This is a genomic window from Duganella kummerowiae, assembly GCF_053572355.1.
The window spans coordinates 35,998-50,248 of record NZ_JBKFEH010000004.1; the positions used below are offsets into that span (position 1 = coordinate 35,998).

Genomic DNA, 14,251 nt, shown 5'->3' on the forward strand with positions numbered 1-14,251 from the left:
ACCGAAAGATGGGATGCACGCTTCCAGTTCAGTTTCTGGCACAACGGTGTCAGGTTGTGGGATGTCACTCCTGAAAAAAAAAAGAACCAAGTTCAGCGGTGCTCGAAGAGTTGCGCCAAGCGCTCAAGCGGGAACTGCGTCGGGCGCGTGAACTGTGGTGGGTCAGCCGGAATACGGCTTGCTTGGAGAACCAGCAATGGGATGTGGCTGCGGAAGAAGTCGTTAGCCCGCAGCAGCGCCGGCGAGGTGCGCTGGATATTGTGGCGGCGCGTTTTGATGGTCAGGGCAACCGAACTCTACTGCAATTGGCGGGTCAGCCTGCTCCCTTGGAGATTCAATTATGAAGATAGTCAACGCACGGGAATACAAAGACGAACCGGTGACGGAGGAAATACGGGAACAAGCCGTTGAAGAGCGCAAACACCGCAGTAAAATGCCGCCTGCCCAAGCTGTACGCTACCTGCCCGAGTTCAAGGCGCTGGCTGTCAGCTTTGCCGATAACGCGGCTATTTTACTGCCAGTAACAAAATATGCAGAATTCGCGCGGCTGAGTTTGGACGACCTGGAACGTATCAAGATTGGCCTGGCTGGCAGTGCATTGTGCCTGGAAGAGCATGACCTGCATGTGTCAATTGCAGGCTTGGTTTCGGCAAGCAAACCGCTAATGGAACTGGCTTCTAGCGTGATCGCTGTTCGTAATGGCAGTCGCCGCAGCGCAGCGAAAGTCCTGGCTGCACGCGAGAACGGCCATAAAGGTGGCCGCCCACGCAAACTCGCTCAGGCCGAATAGCAAAGTTCTCGCCGCCATTAAAAAAGCCGCTCGGTCTTTCGACCAAACGGCTTTTTTGAATTCTGGAGCGGGAGAAGAGTCTCGAACTCTCGACCTCAACCTTGGCAAGGTTGCGCTCTACCAACTGAGCTACTCCCGCAGAAGGCCGTATTATGACAGAAAGGTTTCAGGAACGCCAGTGCCAGCGGCTAAGTTTTTGCCAGCCGCCGCGTAGTGTAAGCTAGCCATCCTTATCATGATGCCTAGCAAGGAGCCGTACCGGGAATGGATGCCATCGAAGTCGTGTTGTTGATGCTGCTGGCGGTGGTGGCCAGCGCCTACCTGGTGCGCCTGATCCCGTTCACGGTGCCGCTGCCGCTGGTTCAAATCGCGCTGGGCGCGCTGATCGCCGCCAAGTCCTCGCACGGCGTGGAACTGGAACCGGACCTGTTCTTCCTGGCCTTCCTGCCGCCCCTGCTGTTCCTGGACGGCTGGCGCATCCCCAAAAACGGCCTGCTGCGCGACAAGGGCATCATCCTGGAGCTGGCGCTGGGCCTGGTGGTGTTCACCGTGGTCGGCGCCGGTTTCCTGATCCACTGGATGATACCGGCCATGCCGCTGCCGGTGGCGTTCGCGCTGGCCGCCATCATCTCGCCCACCGATCCGGTGGCGGTCAGTTCCATCGCCGCCAGCACGCCTATCCCCAAGCGCCTGATGCACATCCTGGAAGGCGAATCGCTGCTGAACGACGCCAGCGGCCTGGTGTGCTTCCGCTTCGCCGTGGCGGCTGCCATGACCGGCAGCTTCTCGCTGGGCCAGGCCGCCCTCACCTTCCTGTGGCTGGCGGCCGGCGGCATCGCGGCCGGGGTGGCCGTTACCATGGCCATCACCTGGGTGCAGCGCTGGCTGACGCGCCACTTCGGCGAGCCGGCCGGCTCGCCCATCCTGGTCAACCTGCTGATCCCGTTCGGGGCCTACCTGGTGGCCGAGCGCCTGCATGCCTCCGGCATCCTGGCCGCCGTCGCCGCCGGCATCGCCATGAGCTATGTGGAACTGAGCGGCCATGCGCTGGCCGCCACCCGCATCCAGCGCTCGGCCGTTTGGGACACGGTGCAGTTCGCGCTGAACGGCATCATGTTCGTGCTGCTGGGCGAGCAACTGCCCGACATTTTCCGCGGCGCGCGCGACTCCATCGAACAGGGCGGCCACATGAATCCCTGGTGGCTGGCCGTGTACACCTGCGTGATCTGCTTCGGCCTGCTGGCGCTGCGCATGGTGTGGGTATGGGCCTCGCTGCGCCTGACCGTGTACAAGCAGAAGAAGCGCGGCCAGCCGCGCCACAAGATACAGCCACGGCTGCTGCTGGCCACCACCCTGGCCGGCGCGCGCGGCACCATCACGCTGGCCGGCGTGCTGACGTTGCCACTGGCCACGCCGGGCGGCCATCCCTTCCCGGCCCGCGAACTGGCCGTGTTCCTGGCCTGCTCGGTGATACTGGTGTCGCTGCTGGTGGCCAGCATCGCCCTGCCGCGCTTGCTGAACGGGGTCCACTTCCCGGAGGAGAGCACGGAACAGAAGGAAGAGGATGCGGCGCGGCGCGCGGCCGCCGGCGCGGCCATCGTCGCCGTCGAACAGGCGCAGCTGGAGCACATGCCGGCCAGCCCCGACGCCGAGGTCTATCCGCAGGCGGCCGCGCGTGTGATCGCGCTGTACCAGCATCGCCTGAACGAAGCCGAGGACGAGGAGCCGGGCAACAACAAGACTTACCGCAAGACCGACCGCGCCGAACGCGTGCTGCGCTTGCAGGCGCTGGAGGCCGAACGCCGCACCATCTTCAACCTGACCCGCAACGGCAGGCTGTCCGATGAGATCTCGCGCAAGCTGGTGCGCGAGATCGACCTGACCGAGGCGCGCTACCGATGAGCGCCGCCCCCCTGCAGCTGCCGCCGGCCAGCCGGCTGGCCATACGCCTGGCCTGGATCATCTTCTGGATGCTGATGATCGCCACCGCCGTGCAGGATTATTTGCGCGATGGGGGCCACGAGCTGTGGAAACCGGTGCTGTGGGAAGGTTCTTCCGCCGTGGTCGGCACCCTGCTGCTGTTGCTGCAGCGGCGCGCAACGCGGCGCCACGACCACCTGGTGACCCAGCCGGCGCGCTGGTTCGCGCGCCAGCTGCCCTGGCTGCTGGTGTACTGGGCCGCCTTCGTGCCGCTGGCATTCGGTATCCGCCACGCCGTGTATGCGCTGGCCGGACAGCGCTACACGCATGGCGGCTGGGCCGAGGTATTCCTGTACGAGGACATCAAGATGACGGTGTTCTTTTCCATCTTCGTCATCATCCTGTTCGGCGTGCTGTCCTACCACGCCCTGCAGCAGGAAAAGCTGCTGGCGGCGCAAGCCGACGCGGCCCTGCGCGAGACCCGGCTGCACCAGCTTACCCAGCAGATCCAGCCGCATTTCCTGTTCAACGCCCTCAACACCATTTCGTCGCTGATGCACAGCGATGTGCAGCGCGCCGACGCCATGCTGGTCCAGCTGGCCGACGTCCTGCGCGCCACCCTGGACGCGGGCGGCCAGCCGCAGGTGGCGCTGGAGACCGAGCTGCGGCTGCTGCGCGGCTACGCGGCCCTGATGGCGGAACGGTTTGCCGACCGGGTGGAGATCGCGTGGGACATCGACCCGGCAGCGCTGGCCTGCGAGGTGCCGGTCATGAGCCTGCAGCCGCTGCTGGAAAACGTGTTCAAGCACACGGTGGAGCGGCGCCGCCAGCCCACCCGCATCGCCATCTCGGCCCGCCGCGAGGACGGCGCCCTGGTTCTGCGGCTGGAGGATGACGCCGGCCGCCTGGCGGACTGCGATCGGCCGCCCTCCTCCGGCATCGGCGTGCAGAACCTGCGGCGCCGGCTGGAAGCCCTGCATGGCGACGCCGCCTCCTTCGAGTTGATCCAACTGCAGCCCGCCGGGGTGCGGGCGGAAATGAGGCTGCCATGCGCGTGATGATCGTGGATGACGAGCGCCCGGCGCGCGACAAGCTGCGCCGCCTGCTGGAGCAGGATACGGGCATCACGGCCATTGGCGAGGCGCGCGACGGCGTCGAGGCGCTGGAGCAGCTGCCCGCCTTTGCGCCGGACCTGCTGCTGCTCGATATCCAGATGCCGGAGGTGAGCGGCCTCGATGTGGCAGCCTCGCTGCCCGCGCCGGCGCCGCTGGTGGTGTTCGTGACCGCTTACGACCAATATGCGATCCGCGCCTTTGACGCCAACGCGGTCGACTACCTGCTCAAGCCCTACGACCAGCAGCGCCTGGCGCGCGCCCTGGCGCGCGTGCGCGCACGCCTGATGGCGCCGCCAGCAGGGCCCACCACGGTAGTGGCGTCCGCCGCCTGTGGCCCCGACGGCAACAACGGCGCCACCGCGGCGCACGCGGACCCAGGCAGCTACGGCGGCGTAACCACGGCGCAAGCGGCCCCGGGAGCGCTCCAGACGCCGCTGCTGCCGCCTCCGGCCCAGCTGCTGATCCCGGAACGCGGCAGGACGCGCGTGGTGCGGGTAGAGGACATCCAGTGGATAGAAACGGCCGACAATTATGTGGTCCTGCACACGGCCGGCGGCGCGCCGCTGATGCGCCAGACCCTGGCCGGGCTGCTCGACAAGCTCGGCCCAGGCTTCGCCCGCTGCCACCGGCGCGCCGCCGTGCGGCTGGACTGGGTGGACAGCATCGTCAACCTGGAAAAAGGCGACGCCGAACTACTGCTGCGCGGCGGGGCCCGCGTGCCTTGCAGCCGCCAGTACCGCGCCGAGCTGCTGGAACGCCTGCGCGCCTGCGGCGCATCACTGGCTGCGGGCGCGCCGCCGGGCTGATCACCCGGCATGCCGACCGGACGACCGGCTTATTTCAGCCGGAACTGCGCCGCGCCCGCCGGCTCCCCACGCCGCACCTGGATGGCGCCGGCCGGCGTCGATCCCAGCTTGAACACCATCACCATCTCGCTCAAGCGGGCCGCCTGCTCCTGCATCGATTCGGCCGCAGCGGCGGCCTGCTCGACCAGGGCCGCGTTCTGCTGTGTTACCTGGTCCATCTGGGTGATGGCCTGGTTGACCTGCTCTATGCCTTCGCTCTGTTCCAGGCTGGCCGAGGTGATTTCGCGCATGATGTCGGTCACGCGGGTGATGCTGGCAACCACCTTGTCCATCGTGGTCCCCGCCGCATTGACCAGCTCCGAGCCGCCCCGGACCTTTTCCACCGAGTCGCCGATGAGCGCCTTGATGTCCTTGGCCGCCGCCGCCGAACGCTGGGCCAGCGTGCGCACCTCGCTGGCCACCACCGCGAAACCGCGCCCCTGCTCACCGGCGCGCGCCGCCTCGACCGCGGCGTTCAAGGCCAGGATGTTGGTCTGGAACGCGATGCCATCGATCACGCTGATGATATCGACGATCTTTGCCGACGACGCGTTGATCGACTCCATCGTCTCGACCACCCGCGCTACCGCGTCGCCGCCCTGCGCCGCGATGTCCGACGCCGATTGTGCCAGCTGGTTGGCCTGGCGTGCATTGTCGGCGTTCTGTTTCACGGTGCTGGTCAGTTCTTCCATCGACGACGCCGTTTCCTCCAGCGAACTGGCCTGCTCCTCGGTGCGGGACGACAAATCCAGGTTGCCCGAGGCGATTTGCGACGATGCGGTGGCGATGGTCTCGGTACTGCCGCGCACCTGGCTTACCAGTTGGGCCAGATTGCCCGTCATCTCCCGCAGCGCCTGCATCAACTGTCCGGTTTCACACGCCGACCTGGCTTCGATATCCGGCGTCAGATCGCCGCCTGCGACCGCACGCGCCAGCGAGACGGCTTGTTGCAGCGGCACCGACACGACGCGGGCGATCCAGGCCGCCAACGCGATGCCGATACCGATGTTCAGCGCCAGCAGCACGACCGCGCTCATGCGCGCCTTATCGTAGGTGACGGCCGCGGCGTCGCTGGTGGCATCGCCGCCGGCGGTGTTGAACTTGACCAGCTGATTGACCGTCTCGAAAATTCCCGCCATGGCCTTGGCCGACGGCCCGATCAGCAAGGTCCGCGCCTCGGCCTTCTGGTGCTGGCGCGACAGCGCCATGATCTTCGGATGTTCAGCCATGAAGGTGGCCCAGTCGCGGTCGAAATCAGCGGTCAGCGTGCGTTCCTCGTCGCTGGAGATCAGCTTGTTGTACGCGGCGCGGTCGGCATTGGTGCCCGCCTCGATTTCGTTCATCCGCTTTTCGTAGCCGGCCATCGCCTTGTCGTCGTCGGCAAGCAAATGGGCCAGCTCCCAGCGGCGCATCTCGGCCAGGTCGGTGCGCAGGCTCATGGCCACCCTTACCCCGGGCATCCAATCCTGCGACAGATCGCGGCTGGCCTGGTTGACGCGGCCCATCGAATAGATGGCACTGACGCCCATCGCCAGCGTCAGCAGCAGCACCAGGCCGAAAGCGACAAACAATTTGGTCGCGATTTTCAAATCGTAGAACCAGCGCATACATACCTCTCAATACTTGAAAACCACCGTGATACACCGTGATACGCCGCGATACGCCGTGTCAGAACATATGCCTGAGACCGATAGCCTGGCTGCCGGCCGAGGCGGCGCCGCTGCGCTTGTCGCGCGAGTAGACCGCATAGACGTCGGTGCGCTTCGACAACCGGTAGTCGTAGCCGAACGATGACGTGGTGCGGAAGGTGTCTGCCACGCGCGGCGCATCGATGCGCGAACGGGCGATCTCCGCCATCAACGAGCCGGCCTGCGAGACCGGCACCGACACGCCGATGTCGCCAGTGCGCGTGGAGCGGCCGCCATCGATGAGTGTGCGCGAGCCGTTGCCGTAGAGCCGGAGCACGCCGAAATCGTAGCTGGCGCCGCCCAGCACGACCCTCTGTTCTGCCGCCACCGGCGTCAGGACATTGACCCGCAAGCGCTGCGCGGACAGCGAGGCCACGAAAGCGCCGCTGCTATACGTGCCATGCAGGCCGAGATTGGCCACCCCGGATTTGCCAGCCACTTCGCCCGGGCCATACTGCACCGTGCCGCGGAAGCCGTTGACCGTGGGCGTAGCGTATTGGATGACGTTATTCCAGACCGTATCGCCCAGCACGTTGCTGCCGTAGGTGGCGACGAAGGTCTGCAGCACCAGGGGCGAAAACACCACCGAGGTGCCGAACGGACTCAATTGCAGCATCGCCGCATAGGCAGGATTGGTCTGGCGTCCCAGGCTCAGGCGTCCCCAGTTTCCTTCCAGGCCTACCCAGGCGTTACGGGAGAACAAGGGATCGGCCGTGCTGCGGCCTTGTTCGCCGGTATCGGGACGGAAGAAGCTCTCCAGCGAATAGACCGCCCTGAGGTCGCCGCCCAGATCCTCCTTGCCGCGGAAGCCGATAAACGAGGTGGTCAGTCCACCGCCGTTGACCTGGGTGGCGGCAGCGGCATCGCCACTGCGTTGCATACGCCCGGCGTAGGCGCCGACCAGGCCGTAAACCTCGATCGATGATTGGGCCTGCGCCTCCATGGCGGCGCCGCTGGCAAGGCTGAGCGCCACCAGCACGGATAAACGGTTTGTCTCCATGACATTTCCTTTTTTTAGTTTGAGTCCAGGCTACACGCAGCAGTTCTGCAGAGCAATGGAATAATCGGTAGCGTTACTAAACCGCCACAGCGGACGCCATGGCGGCCGGCAACGATCAGGGGGAAATTTCTTCGAGTGAGCGGTTGCTGGTCTCTATCATGCGCCAGCTCGCGACCAGTCCGACGACGGTGACGCCGGCGAACACCAGGAACACCATGGCGATGCCCTGCTTGGCCAATACCACGCCCACCATGGCCGGGGCGGCGGCCGAGGCCGCACGCAGCCACGAGGTCGCCAATCCGGTGCCGATGGCCCGCATCCGGGTCGGATAAATCTCCGAGGTGTACAGGTACAGCATGACGGTGGTGGTGCCCATCACCGCGTAGGCGCCCGAAGCCAGTATCATCACATTGGTGGCGCTTTCCGTGCCCAGCGCGACCAGCCCGACGAGCAGCATGCCGGCCACGCAGAAACTGCCGATGGCCCAGCGGCGCCGGCCGACGCGATCGATGATCAGCGCGCAGCAAATGACGGCGCAGGTGCTGAGCACATTCGACAGCGACGCCATGCGCAAGGCCTCCTGCAGCGGCAGGTGATACACGGTTTTATACAGGCTGGGCAACCAGTTGTTGATACCGTTGGCGATGAAATAGGCGCTCGCCCACAGCACCCAGACCACCAGCGTGCGCGGGCGGTAGATGGGCGAGAACAGCTCTTTCCAGGAGCGCTTGCGCTGGTTTTGCTGGGTGTTGATGATGGCGGCGATGCGCTGCTCGACGGCGGCGCTGTCGGCCGGGTCGATGTGCCGCGCCGGCGAGGCCGCTTCGGCGCCGGCGATGATCTTTTCGGCCGCGTCGTAGCGGCCGCGCGCGATCAGCCAGCGCGGCGACTCCGGCAGGCGGCAGACAAAATACGTGATCACCAGGCCAGGCAGCCCGCCGACCAGGAACATGCACTCCCAGCCGTAACGGGGGACGACGAAGGCGCCGATCTGGGCCGCGCCCAGCAGGCCGATCGGAAAGATCATTTCATACAGCATGAAGAAACGGCCGCGGCCGTGTGTCTGCGACAGCTCGTTGATGTAGGTCGCGGCCACCGGCACCTCGCCGCCTACGCCTATGCCCTGGACGAAGCGCGCCAGGAACAGCATGTGCAGGTTGCCGGTGCAGGCGCACAGGATGCTCATCACCGACATCAGGCCGATGGTGAGGCCGGCGCTGCGCACGCGCCCGATCCGCTCGGCCAGCCAGCCGAAGAACAAGGCGCCGATCACCTGTCCCAGGTAGCCGGCGGCAATCAGCAGGCCCACCTCGCCGGGCGTGATGTGCCATAGCCCGATCAGCACCGGCAGCACGAAGGCCAGCGACAAGGCGTCGAACGCATCGAAGAAAGTGGCCGTGCCCATGACGATGCGCGCCCTGGTGTGCCAGCGGCTCATGTGGACATTTTCGAAGCGGAATAGCAGGCCGGCGGCGCGCCTGCCTGGCGCTGCGGCGGCGGCCTCTTTTTGTTGCAGTCCCGCCGGGTATGATGCAATGCTCATGGTGTCTCCGTTATATGGGGTTGTTCGCCGTCTGCGCGGCGATTTTTTATTTGTGGGCGAAGATGGACAGCGTGTCCTCGATCTCCTCCAGTTCGATGCCGCGGGTGATGAACACCAGCCGGGTGCGCCGGTCCTCGCCGGGCCACGCGTCGAGCACGCGCGGCGGGTGGAACACATGCTGCACGCCGTGGAACAGCACCGGCTGGCCGGGGTGCTCGCGCACCTGCACCAGGCCCTTGATGCGCAGCAGGTCGGGCCCGCGCATGGAAGTGATCAAGGCCAGCCAGGATTCGAAGGCCTGGCGCGAGATCGGCTCGTCCAGCACCACCGCATAGGAACGGATGCCGTCGTCGTGGTGGCCGTGGGGTACGCCGTGATCGTGATCGTGGTCGTGGTGGTGCCCATGCTGGTGCCCGTGCCCGTGCTCGTGCTGGTGTCCATCGCCGTGACCGGGGCTGCCGTGACGTTCGGCCGGCGCAGCGCCGAACAGCAGTTCCGGCGCGATCCGTCCATGCAGCACCACGTTCACCGGCGCGCCGTGATTGAGCCGCTGCAGCCGCCCGAGCAAGGCCTGGCGCTGCGCCTCGCTCACCAGGTCGTCCTTGGTCAGCACCAGGCGGTCGGCCAGCGCCACCTGGTTGACGGCGGCCGGGTGCAGGTCCAGCGTGGAGCCGCCGTTGACCGCGTCCACCGTGGTGATCAGCCGCTCGAAATGAAAGTGCCCGCGCAGTGTCTCGTCCGACATCAGCGTGTGCAGTATGGGCGCCGGGTCGGCCAGTCCGGTGGTCTCGACCAGCACCCGGTTGACGCCAAGCGCGCCGCCCTCTGCCTGCAGGCGTTTCAAGGCCGCCAGCAGGTCGCCGCGCACCGTGCAGCACACGCAGCCGTTGGCCAGCAACACCAGCTCTTCGCGGGTCTGCTCGAGCAGCTCGTGGTCCAGACCGACGGCCCCATACTCATTGATGATGACGGCGGCGCGGGCGTAGCCCGGATCGCGCAGTATGTGCGACAGCAAGGTGGTCTTGCCGCTGCCGAGAAACCCGGTCAGCACCGTCACCGGCAGCGTGGACGTGGCCTTTTGAGTAGCTAGCTTCATATCGTTTCCCTTTCACCCGTGCAGCTTGGCGAACGAACGCAGTGTCTTGCCCAGCCGGGACAGGATGAAATCGGCCATCCCGGCGTCGGCTTCGGGAGTGTCGATCAAGCCCTGCAGCAAGGCGCCGAGGCGCCAGGCGCCTGCCGCCTCGTCGTAGCCATGGCGGCGCAGCAGCGCGACGACGTCGGCGCGCTGGCTGCGTTCAGCCTGCGCCAGCAGGTAATCGGCGATGTCCTGCTCGAAATCCTCCAGCCGCAGGGTGACGCCGCCGACGCCGCAGGCGCAGCCCGTCGCCAGGGCCACGTGCTGGCTGGACAAGCGTTGCCAGATCTCGAGCAGTTCGCTGGCGACGCCGACCGCCGGAACGGGTTGGGCGGGCGCCATGGCCTTACACCGTGGCGGCCTGGCCGCCGGCGCGCAGGCGGGCGGTGGCGGCCGCATCGACCTGGCCGTCGGCCGTCAGCGCCACCCGGTAGGCGTCAGCCGCCTGGGCCGCGCTGACATAGCCTTCGCGGACATCATGCGCCACCAGTTCGGGATCGCGCTCGGCCGGCGATCCAAAGCCGCCGCCACCGCCGGAGCGCATCTTGTAGGCATCGCCGCGCGCCAGCCTGACGTTGAAGATCTTGGCGTTCGGCTGTTCCTCGTCCCACACCCCGTTGCGGCGGATGCCGATGCCGTTGCCGGCTGCATCGTGGCCGCCATCGAGTCCCCACGGCTTGCAGTGGACACGGTCGATGCGGGTGGTGACGGCAAACGGCGAGAGCGCCTGCACCACCATTTCGGCGCCCAGGCCGCCGCGCTGGCGGCCCGGCCCGGCGCTGTCCTCGCGCAGCCGGTAGCTTTCCACCAGCACCGGATACTTGGCCTCGAGTTGCTCGGTCGGGCTGTTGTGGGTGTCGCCGTCGTTGATGCAGACCGTGGCCGAAACCCCATCCTCGCGCGCCTTGGCGCCCCAGCCGCCGCCCAGCGGGCCGATACCGACGATGAACAAGCGGCCGTCTTCCGGCGAAATGCCGTGGATGTTGGGGAACACCAGGTCGGCGTGGTGGCCGGCGATGGCGCGGTCGGGTATGGCCGGCGCCAGCGCCTTGAAGATGGTGTCGATCACCGTCATCGGGAAGGTCATCCAGACCCGCATCGGGAACGGCCGTTCGGCGCTGATCACCGTACCCATGGGCATGATGACCTTGAGCGGGCGGAAGCTGCCGTCGTTGACCGGATAGTCGGTCGGCGTGGTCAGGCATTTGTAGGCCACCTGCGCGCAGGCGATGCCGGTGGTGAAGCCGGAATTGTAGAAGCCGCGCACCTGCTTGGCGACGTCGGTGAAGTCCACCGTCATCTCGTCGCCGCTGACGGTCACCTTGACGCGGATAGGAATGCGCTTGCCCACTTCCAGGCCGTCGTCGTCCATGAACGACTCCGCTTCGTACACGCCATCCGGGATGGTCAGCGTGTTGGCGCGCGCCAGCGCTTCCGAATGGTCCATGATCTGCGCCACCGCGCCCTTCACCGCCGGCCAGCTGTAACGCCGCACCAGTTCCAGGAAGCGGCGCTCGCCGGTGGTGATGGCGGTGATCTGGGCGCGCAGGTCGCCCATGGCGCGCTCGGACAGGCGCACGTTCATGGCGATGATGTCGACCAGGTCCTGGTTGACGACGCCGCGCTTGCGGTACTTGACGATGGGGATCTGGATGCCTTCCGAGTAGATGTCGGTGGTGATCTGGCCCAGCGTGCCGCCGACGTCGAGCCAGTGCGCCATGCAGCAGGTAAAGCCGATCAGCTGATCTTCATGGAACACCGGCATGGTGAAGGTGAAGTGGTTCAGGTGGCTGCCGGTGGTGTAGGCATCGTTGGTGACCAGGATATCGCCCGGTTCGATGTTCTCCAGGCCGAAGTGGCGGATCTTGGCCTTGACCGTTTCGCTCATGCCGCGGATGAACATCGGCAGGCCCAGCCCGATCGAGATCGAATCACCCTCGACGGTGAACAGGCCGACCGTGAAGTCGAGCGCCTCGTAGATGATCAGGTTGTAGGCGGTGCGGGTCAGGTTGGACTTCATTTCCTCCGTCACGGCGATCAGGCCGTTGCGGATGATTTCGACGGTAACGGCGTCAACCGATTGTGGTCCGTTCATTGCAGTTCGCTCCCGATGGAAATTTGCAGGTTGCCGCAGGCGTCGACCAGTGCCGAGTCGCCGGGCTGGATGACCGTGGTCGAGGCATGTTCCTCAACCAGCGCCGGACCGTCGATCCGGTTGCCGCTGCGTAGCAGATGGCGTTTGTAGACGTTGGCGGCTACAAAGCCCTGGGCCGAACGGAAGTACACCGGTTTGCTGGCGCGCAGCGCTTCGGCCGGCGGTGTCGCGCTGCCCTCCTCCACCGCGTGGCGCGGCGGCTTGCGCATCACGCCCAGCACCGTCACCCGCAGGCTGACCAGGTCGGCCGGTTCGGCCGGCGCCGAGGTGCCGTAGCGCACCGCGTGGACCGCGTCGAAACGCTGCTTGATGGCGGCGCGGTCCTGGCGCGCGAAGTATTCGGTTTCCAGGTCGACCGCCACCGCGTGCTCCTGGCCGACATAGCGCATGTCGGCGGCGCGTTCGATGACGATGGACTCCGGCGTGACGGCCGACTGCGCCAGCGCGGCACGGCCCTCTTCCTCCATCTCGGCGTAAATCGCCTCGATTTCCTCGAACGATACGTCGTCGAGCTTGCGGAACACCGAGCGCACATAGTCGTAGCGCAGATCGGAGAACAGCATGCCGTAGGCGGAGAAATAGCCGGGCGCATACGGAATGAGCACCTTGCGGATGCCCAGTTCGCGGGCGATCGCCGACGCGTGCAGCGGACCGGCGCCGCCGTAGACCACCATCGTGAAGGCGCCGGCGTCGAGTCCGCGTTCGGTGGTGACTGCCTTGACCGCGTGCGACATCGACGTCACGGCAATGCGCAGGATACCGTCGGCGGCCTTGATCGGATCGAGGTCCAGCGGATTGGCGATGCGTTCCACCATGGCCGCATGCGCGGCCTGCTTATCGAGCAGCATCTCGCCGCCGAGGAAGTTGTTCTCGTCCAGGCGGCCGAGCAGCAGGTTGGCGTCGGTGACGGTCGGTTCGGCGCCGCCGCGGCGGTAACATACCGGACCGGGGTTGGAACCGGCGCTCTGCGGGCCGACGCGCAGCGCATTGCCCACCTCCAGGCGGGCGATACTGCCGCCGCCGGTACCCACTTCGAAGATGTCGATCATCGGGATCTGGATCGGCAAGGCCTTTTCGTAGCCGCCGATCAGGGCGCTGCTGCTGGTGAGAGGCTTGCCCTCGCTGATCACGCCGGCCTTGGCGGTGGTGCCGCCCATATCGAAGGCGATGGCGTCGCCCAAGCCGAGCTGGGCGCAGATGGCCTGGGCGCCGATCACCCCAGCCGCCGGGCCGGATTCGAGCATGCGCACGCATTCGCGGCGGGCGTGATCGAGCGGGAACAGGCCGCCGGTCGATTGCACGGCGTAGAAGTCGCCCGGGAATCCCTGCTCGGTCAGGTGGGTTTCCAACTGGCCCAGGTAATCGGACACGCGAGGGCCGACGTAGGCGTTGGCCGCCACGGTGGAGACGCGCTCGAACTCGCGGTACTCCTGCGACAGCTCGTGCGAGGCGGTGACGAACACGCCAGGCAGCTCTTCGCGCACGATCTCGCGCACCCGGATCTCGTGGGCCGCGTTGCGGTAGGAATGCAGCAGCAGGATGGCGACGGCGTCGACGCCCTCGGCCTTGAGTTCACGCGCCAGCTCGCGCACGCGCTCCTCGTCCAGCGGCACGTGGACGGTGCCGTCGGCCAGCAGGCGCTCGGGCACTTCGTAGCGCAGCGAACGGCGTATCAGCGGCTCGTGCTTGGAGAAGAACAGGTTGTAGGCGTCGGGACGGTTGACGCGGCCGATCTCGTAAATGTCGCGGAAGCCCTGGGTGATCAGCAGCGCGGTCTTGGCGCCGTTGCGTTCGAGCAGGGTGTTGATGGCGATGGTCGAGCCGTGCAGGAACAGGCCGCCGTCTTCGACGTGGGCGCCGGCATTGTCCAGGGTGTTCTGGATGCCGTCCACCAGCTGGCCGTGCGTCGACAGGGCCTTGCCGAAGGACAGTTCGCCGGTTTGTTCGTTCAGGATCGCCAGATCGGTGAAAGTGCCGCCGATGTCGACGGCGATGCGGAGGTGGCCGGCGCTGCGTTTGCCGGGAGTGCTTGGGCGGGTCATGGGAAGTCTCCGATT

Annotated in this window: 12 protein-coding genes and 1 tRNA gene; 5 read left to right on the top strand and 8 right to left on the bottom strand. The window is 66.3% G+C overall.

Annotated features, from left to right (window positions below):
* The first annotated feature begins 110 nt into the window (after positions 1-110).
* Together ACLB1G_RS03565 and ACLB1G_RS03570 are read left to right on the top strand one after the other, a co-directional pair.
* The gene (locus ACLB1G_RS03565; protein WP_491625812.1) at positions 111-344 is read left to right on the top strand and encodes a hypothetical protein; all 234 of its coding nucleotides are present in this window, start codon (positions 111-113) and stop codon (positions 342-344) included.
* On the top strand, positions 341-790 hold the full coding sequence (locus ACLB1G_RS03570; RefSeq protein ID WP_491625813.1) for a DUF2442 domain-containing protein: 450 nt from the start codon (positions 341-343) through the stop codon (positions 788-790). The genes ACLB1G_RS03565 and ACLB1G_RS03570 overlap by 4 nt, the downstream gene beginning before the upstream one ends.
* A 63-nt stretch (positions 791-853) precedes the next feature.
* Here ACLB1G_RS03570 and ACLB1G_RS03575 read toward each other — a convergent pair.
* Positions 854-929 (bottom strand) — tRNA-Gly (locus ACLB1G_RS03575).
* Between the two features lie 125 nt (positions 930-1,054).
* Between ACLB1G_RS03575 and ACLB1G_RS03580 the strand changes: the two genes are divergently transcribed.
* From ACLB1G_RS03580 to ACLB1G_RS03590, 3 genes are read left to right on the top strand one after another with little or no spacing between them, the layout of a single operon-like run.
* Positions 1,055-2,692: a Na+/H+ antiporter gene (locus ACLB1G_RS03580; RefSeq protein ID WP_491625814.1), complete on the top strand. Its 1,638-nt coding sequence runs from the start codon at positions 1,055-1,057 to the stop codon at positions 2,690-2,692.
* Positions 2,689-3,768, top strand: coding sequence for a sensor histidine kinase (locus tag ACLB1G_RS03585; RefSeq protein ID WP_491625815.1), 1,080 nt, complete (start codon positions 2,689-2,691; stop codon positions 3,766-3,768). Before ACLB1G_RS03580 ends, ACLB1G_RS03585 begins: the two co-directional genes overlap by 4 nt.
* Positions 3,759-4,631, top strand: a complete 873-nt coding sequence (locus tag ACLB1G_RS03590) for a LytR/AlgR family response regulator transcription factor (protein ID WP_491625816.1) — start codon at positions 3,759-3,761, stop codon at positions 4,629-4,631. Before ACLB1G_RS03585 ends, ACLB1G_RS03590 begins: the two co-directional genes overlap by 10 nt.
* Before the next feature lie 29 nt (positions 4,632-4,660).
* On the opposite strand, the gene ACLB1G_RS03595 is transcribed toward ACLB1G_RS03590, so the two are convergent.
* The 7 genes from ACLB1G_RS03595 to ACLB1G_RS03625 form a co-directional block, all read right to left on the bottom strand.
* Positions 4,661-6,277 (bottom strand): methyl-accepting chemotaxis protein, encoded by a 1,617-nt coding sequence (locus ACLB1G_RS03595; protein ID WP_491625817.1) that lies wholly within the window; start codon positions 6,275-6,277, stop codon positions 4,661-4,663.
* A 61-nt stretch (positions 6,278-6,338) separates the two neighbouring features.
* Entirely contained in the window at positions 6,339-7,358 is a 1,020-nt protein-coding gene (locus tag ACLB1G_RS03600; protein ID WP_491625818.1) for a porin, read from the bottom strand.
* A 115-nt stretch (positions 7,359-7,473) separates the two neighbouring features.
* Positions 7,474-8,901 carry an MFS transporter gene (locus ACLB1G_RS03605; protein WP_491625819.1) on the bottom strand — a complete coding sequence of 476 codons (1,428 nt, stop codon included), beginning with the start codon at positions 8,899-8,901 and terminating at the stop codon, positions 7,474-7,476.
* A 46-nt stretch (positions 8,902-8,947) separates the two neighbouring features.
* Positions 8,948-9,997, bottom strand: a complete 1,050-nt coding sequence (locus ACLB1G_RS03610) for a CobW family GTP-binding protein (protein ID WP_491625820.1) — start codon at positions 9,995-9,997, stop codon at positions 8,948-8,950.
* Positions 9,998-10,009: 12 nt separating this feature from the next.
* Positions 10,010-10,315: a hypothetical protein gene (locus ACLB1G_RS03615; RefSeq protein ID WP_491625821.1), complete on the bottom strand. Its 306-nt coding sequence runs from the start codon at positions 10,313-10,315 to the stop codon at positions 10,010-10,012.
* Between the two features lie 70 nt (positions 10,316-10,385).
* Positions 10,386-12,134, bottom strand: coding sequence for a hydantoinase B/oxoprolinase family protein (locus tag ACLB1G_RS03620; RefSeq protein WP_491625822.1), 1,749 nt, complete (start codon positions 12,132-12,134; stop codon positions 10,386-10,388).
* Complete coding sequence (locus ACLB1G_RS03625; RefSeq protein ID WP_491625823.1) at positions 12,131-14,236, bottom strand: hydantoinase/oxoprolinase family protein; 2,106 nt, start codon at positions 14,234-14,236, stop codon at positions 12,131-12,133. Before ACLB1G_RS03625 ends, ACLB1G_RS03620 begins: the two co-directional genes overlap by 4 nt.
* Positions 14,237-14,251: the final 15 nt, after the last annotated feature.

Coding starts and splice junctions, on each gene's coding strand:
- ACLB1G_RS03570 (WP_491625813.1), top strand. CDS start 341: ATGAAGATAGTCAACGCACGGGAATACAAAGACGAACCGGTGACGGAG.
- ACLB1G_RS03590 (WP_491625816.1), top strand. CDS start 3,759: ATGCGCGTGATGATCGTGGATGACGAGCGCCCGGCGCGCGACAAGCTG.
- ACLB1G_RS03585 (WP_491625815.1), top strand. CDS start 2,689: ATGAGCGCCGCCCCCCTGCAGCTGCCGCCGGCCAGCCGGCTGGCCATA.
- ACLB1G_RS03600 (WP_491625818.1), bottom strand. CDS start 7,358: ATGGAGACAAACCGTTTATCCGTGCTGGTGGCGCTCAGCCTTGCCAGC.
- ACLB1G_RS03580 (WP_491625814.1), top strand. CDS start 1,055: ATGGATGCCATCGAAGTCGTGTTGTTGATGCTGCTGGCGGTGGTGGCC.
- ACLB1G_RS03620 (WP_491625822.1), bottom strand. CDS start 12,134: ATGAACGGACCACAATCGGTTGACGCCGTTACCGTCGAAATCATCCGC.
- ACLB1G_RS03595 (WP_491625817.1), bottom strand. CDS start 6,277: ATGCGCTGGTTCTACGATTTGAAAATCGCGACCAAATTGTTTGTCGCT.
- ACLB1G_RS03625 (WP_491625823.1), bottom strand. CDS start 14,236: ATGACCCGCCCAAGCACTCCCGGCAAACGCAGCGCCGGCCACCTCCGC.
- ACLB1G_RS03605 (WP_491625819.1), bottom strand. CDS start 8,901: ATGAGCATTGCATCATACCCGGCGGGACTGCAACAAAAAGAGGCCGCC.
- ACLB1G_RS03610 (WP_491625820.1), bottom strand. CDS start 9,997: ATGAAGCTAGCTACTCAAAAGGCCACGTCCACGCTGCCGGTGACGGTG.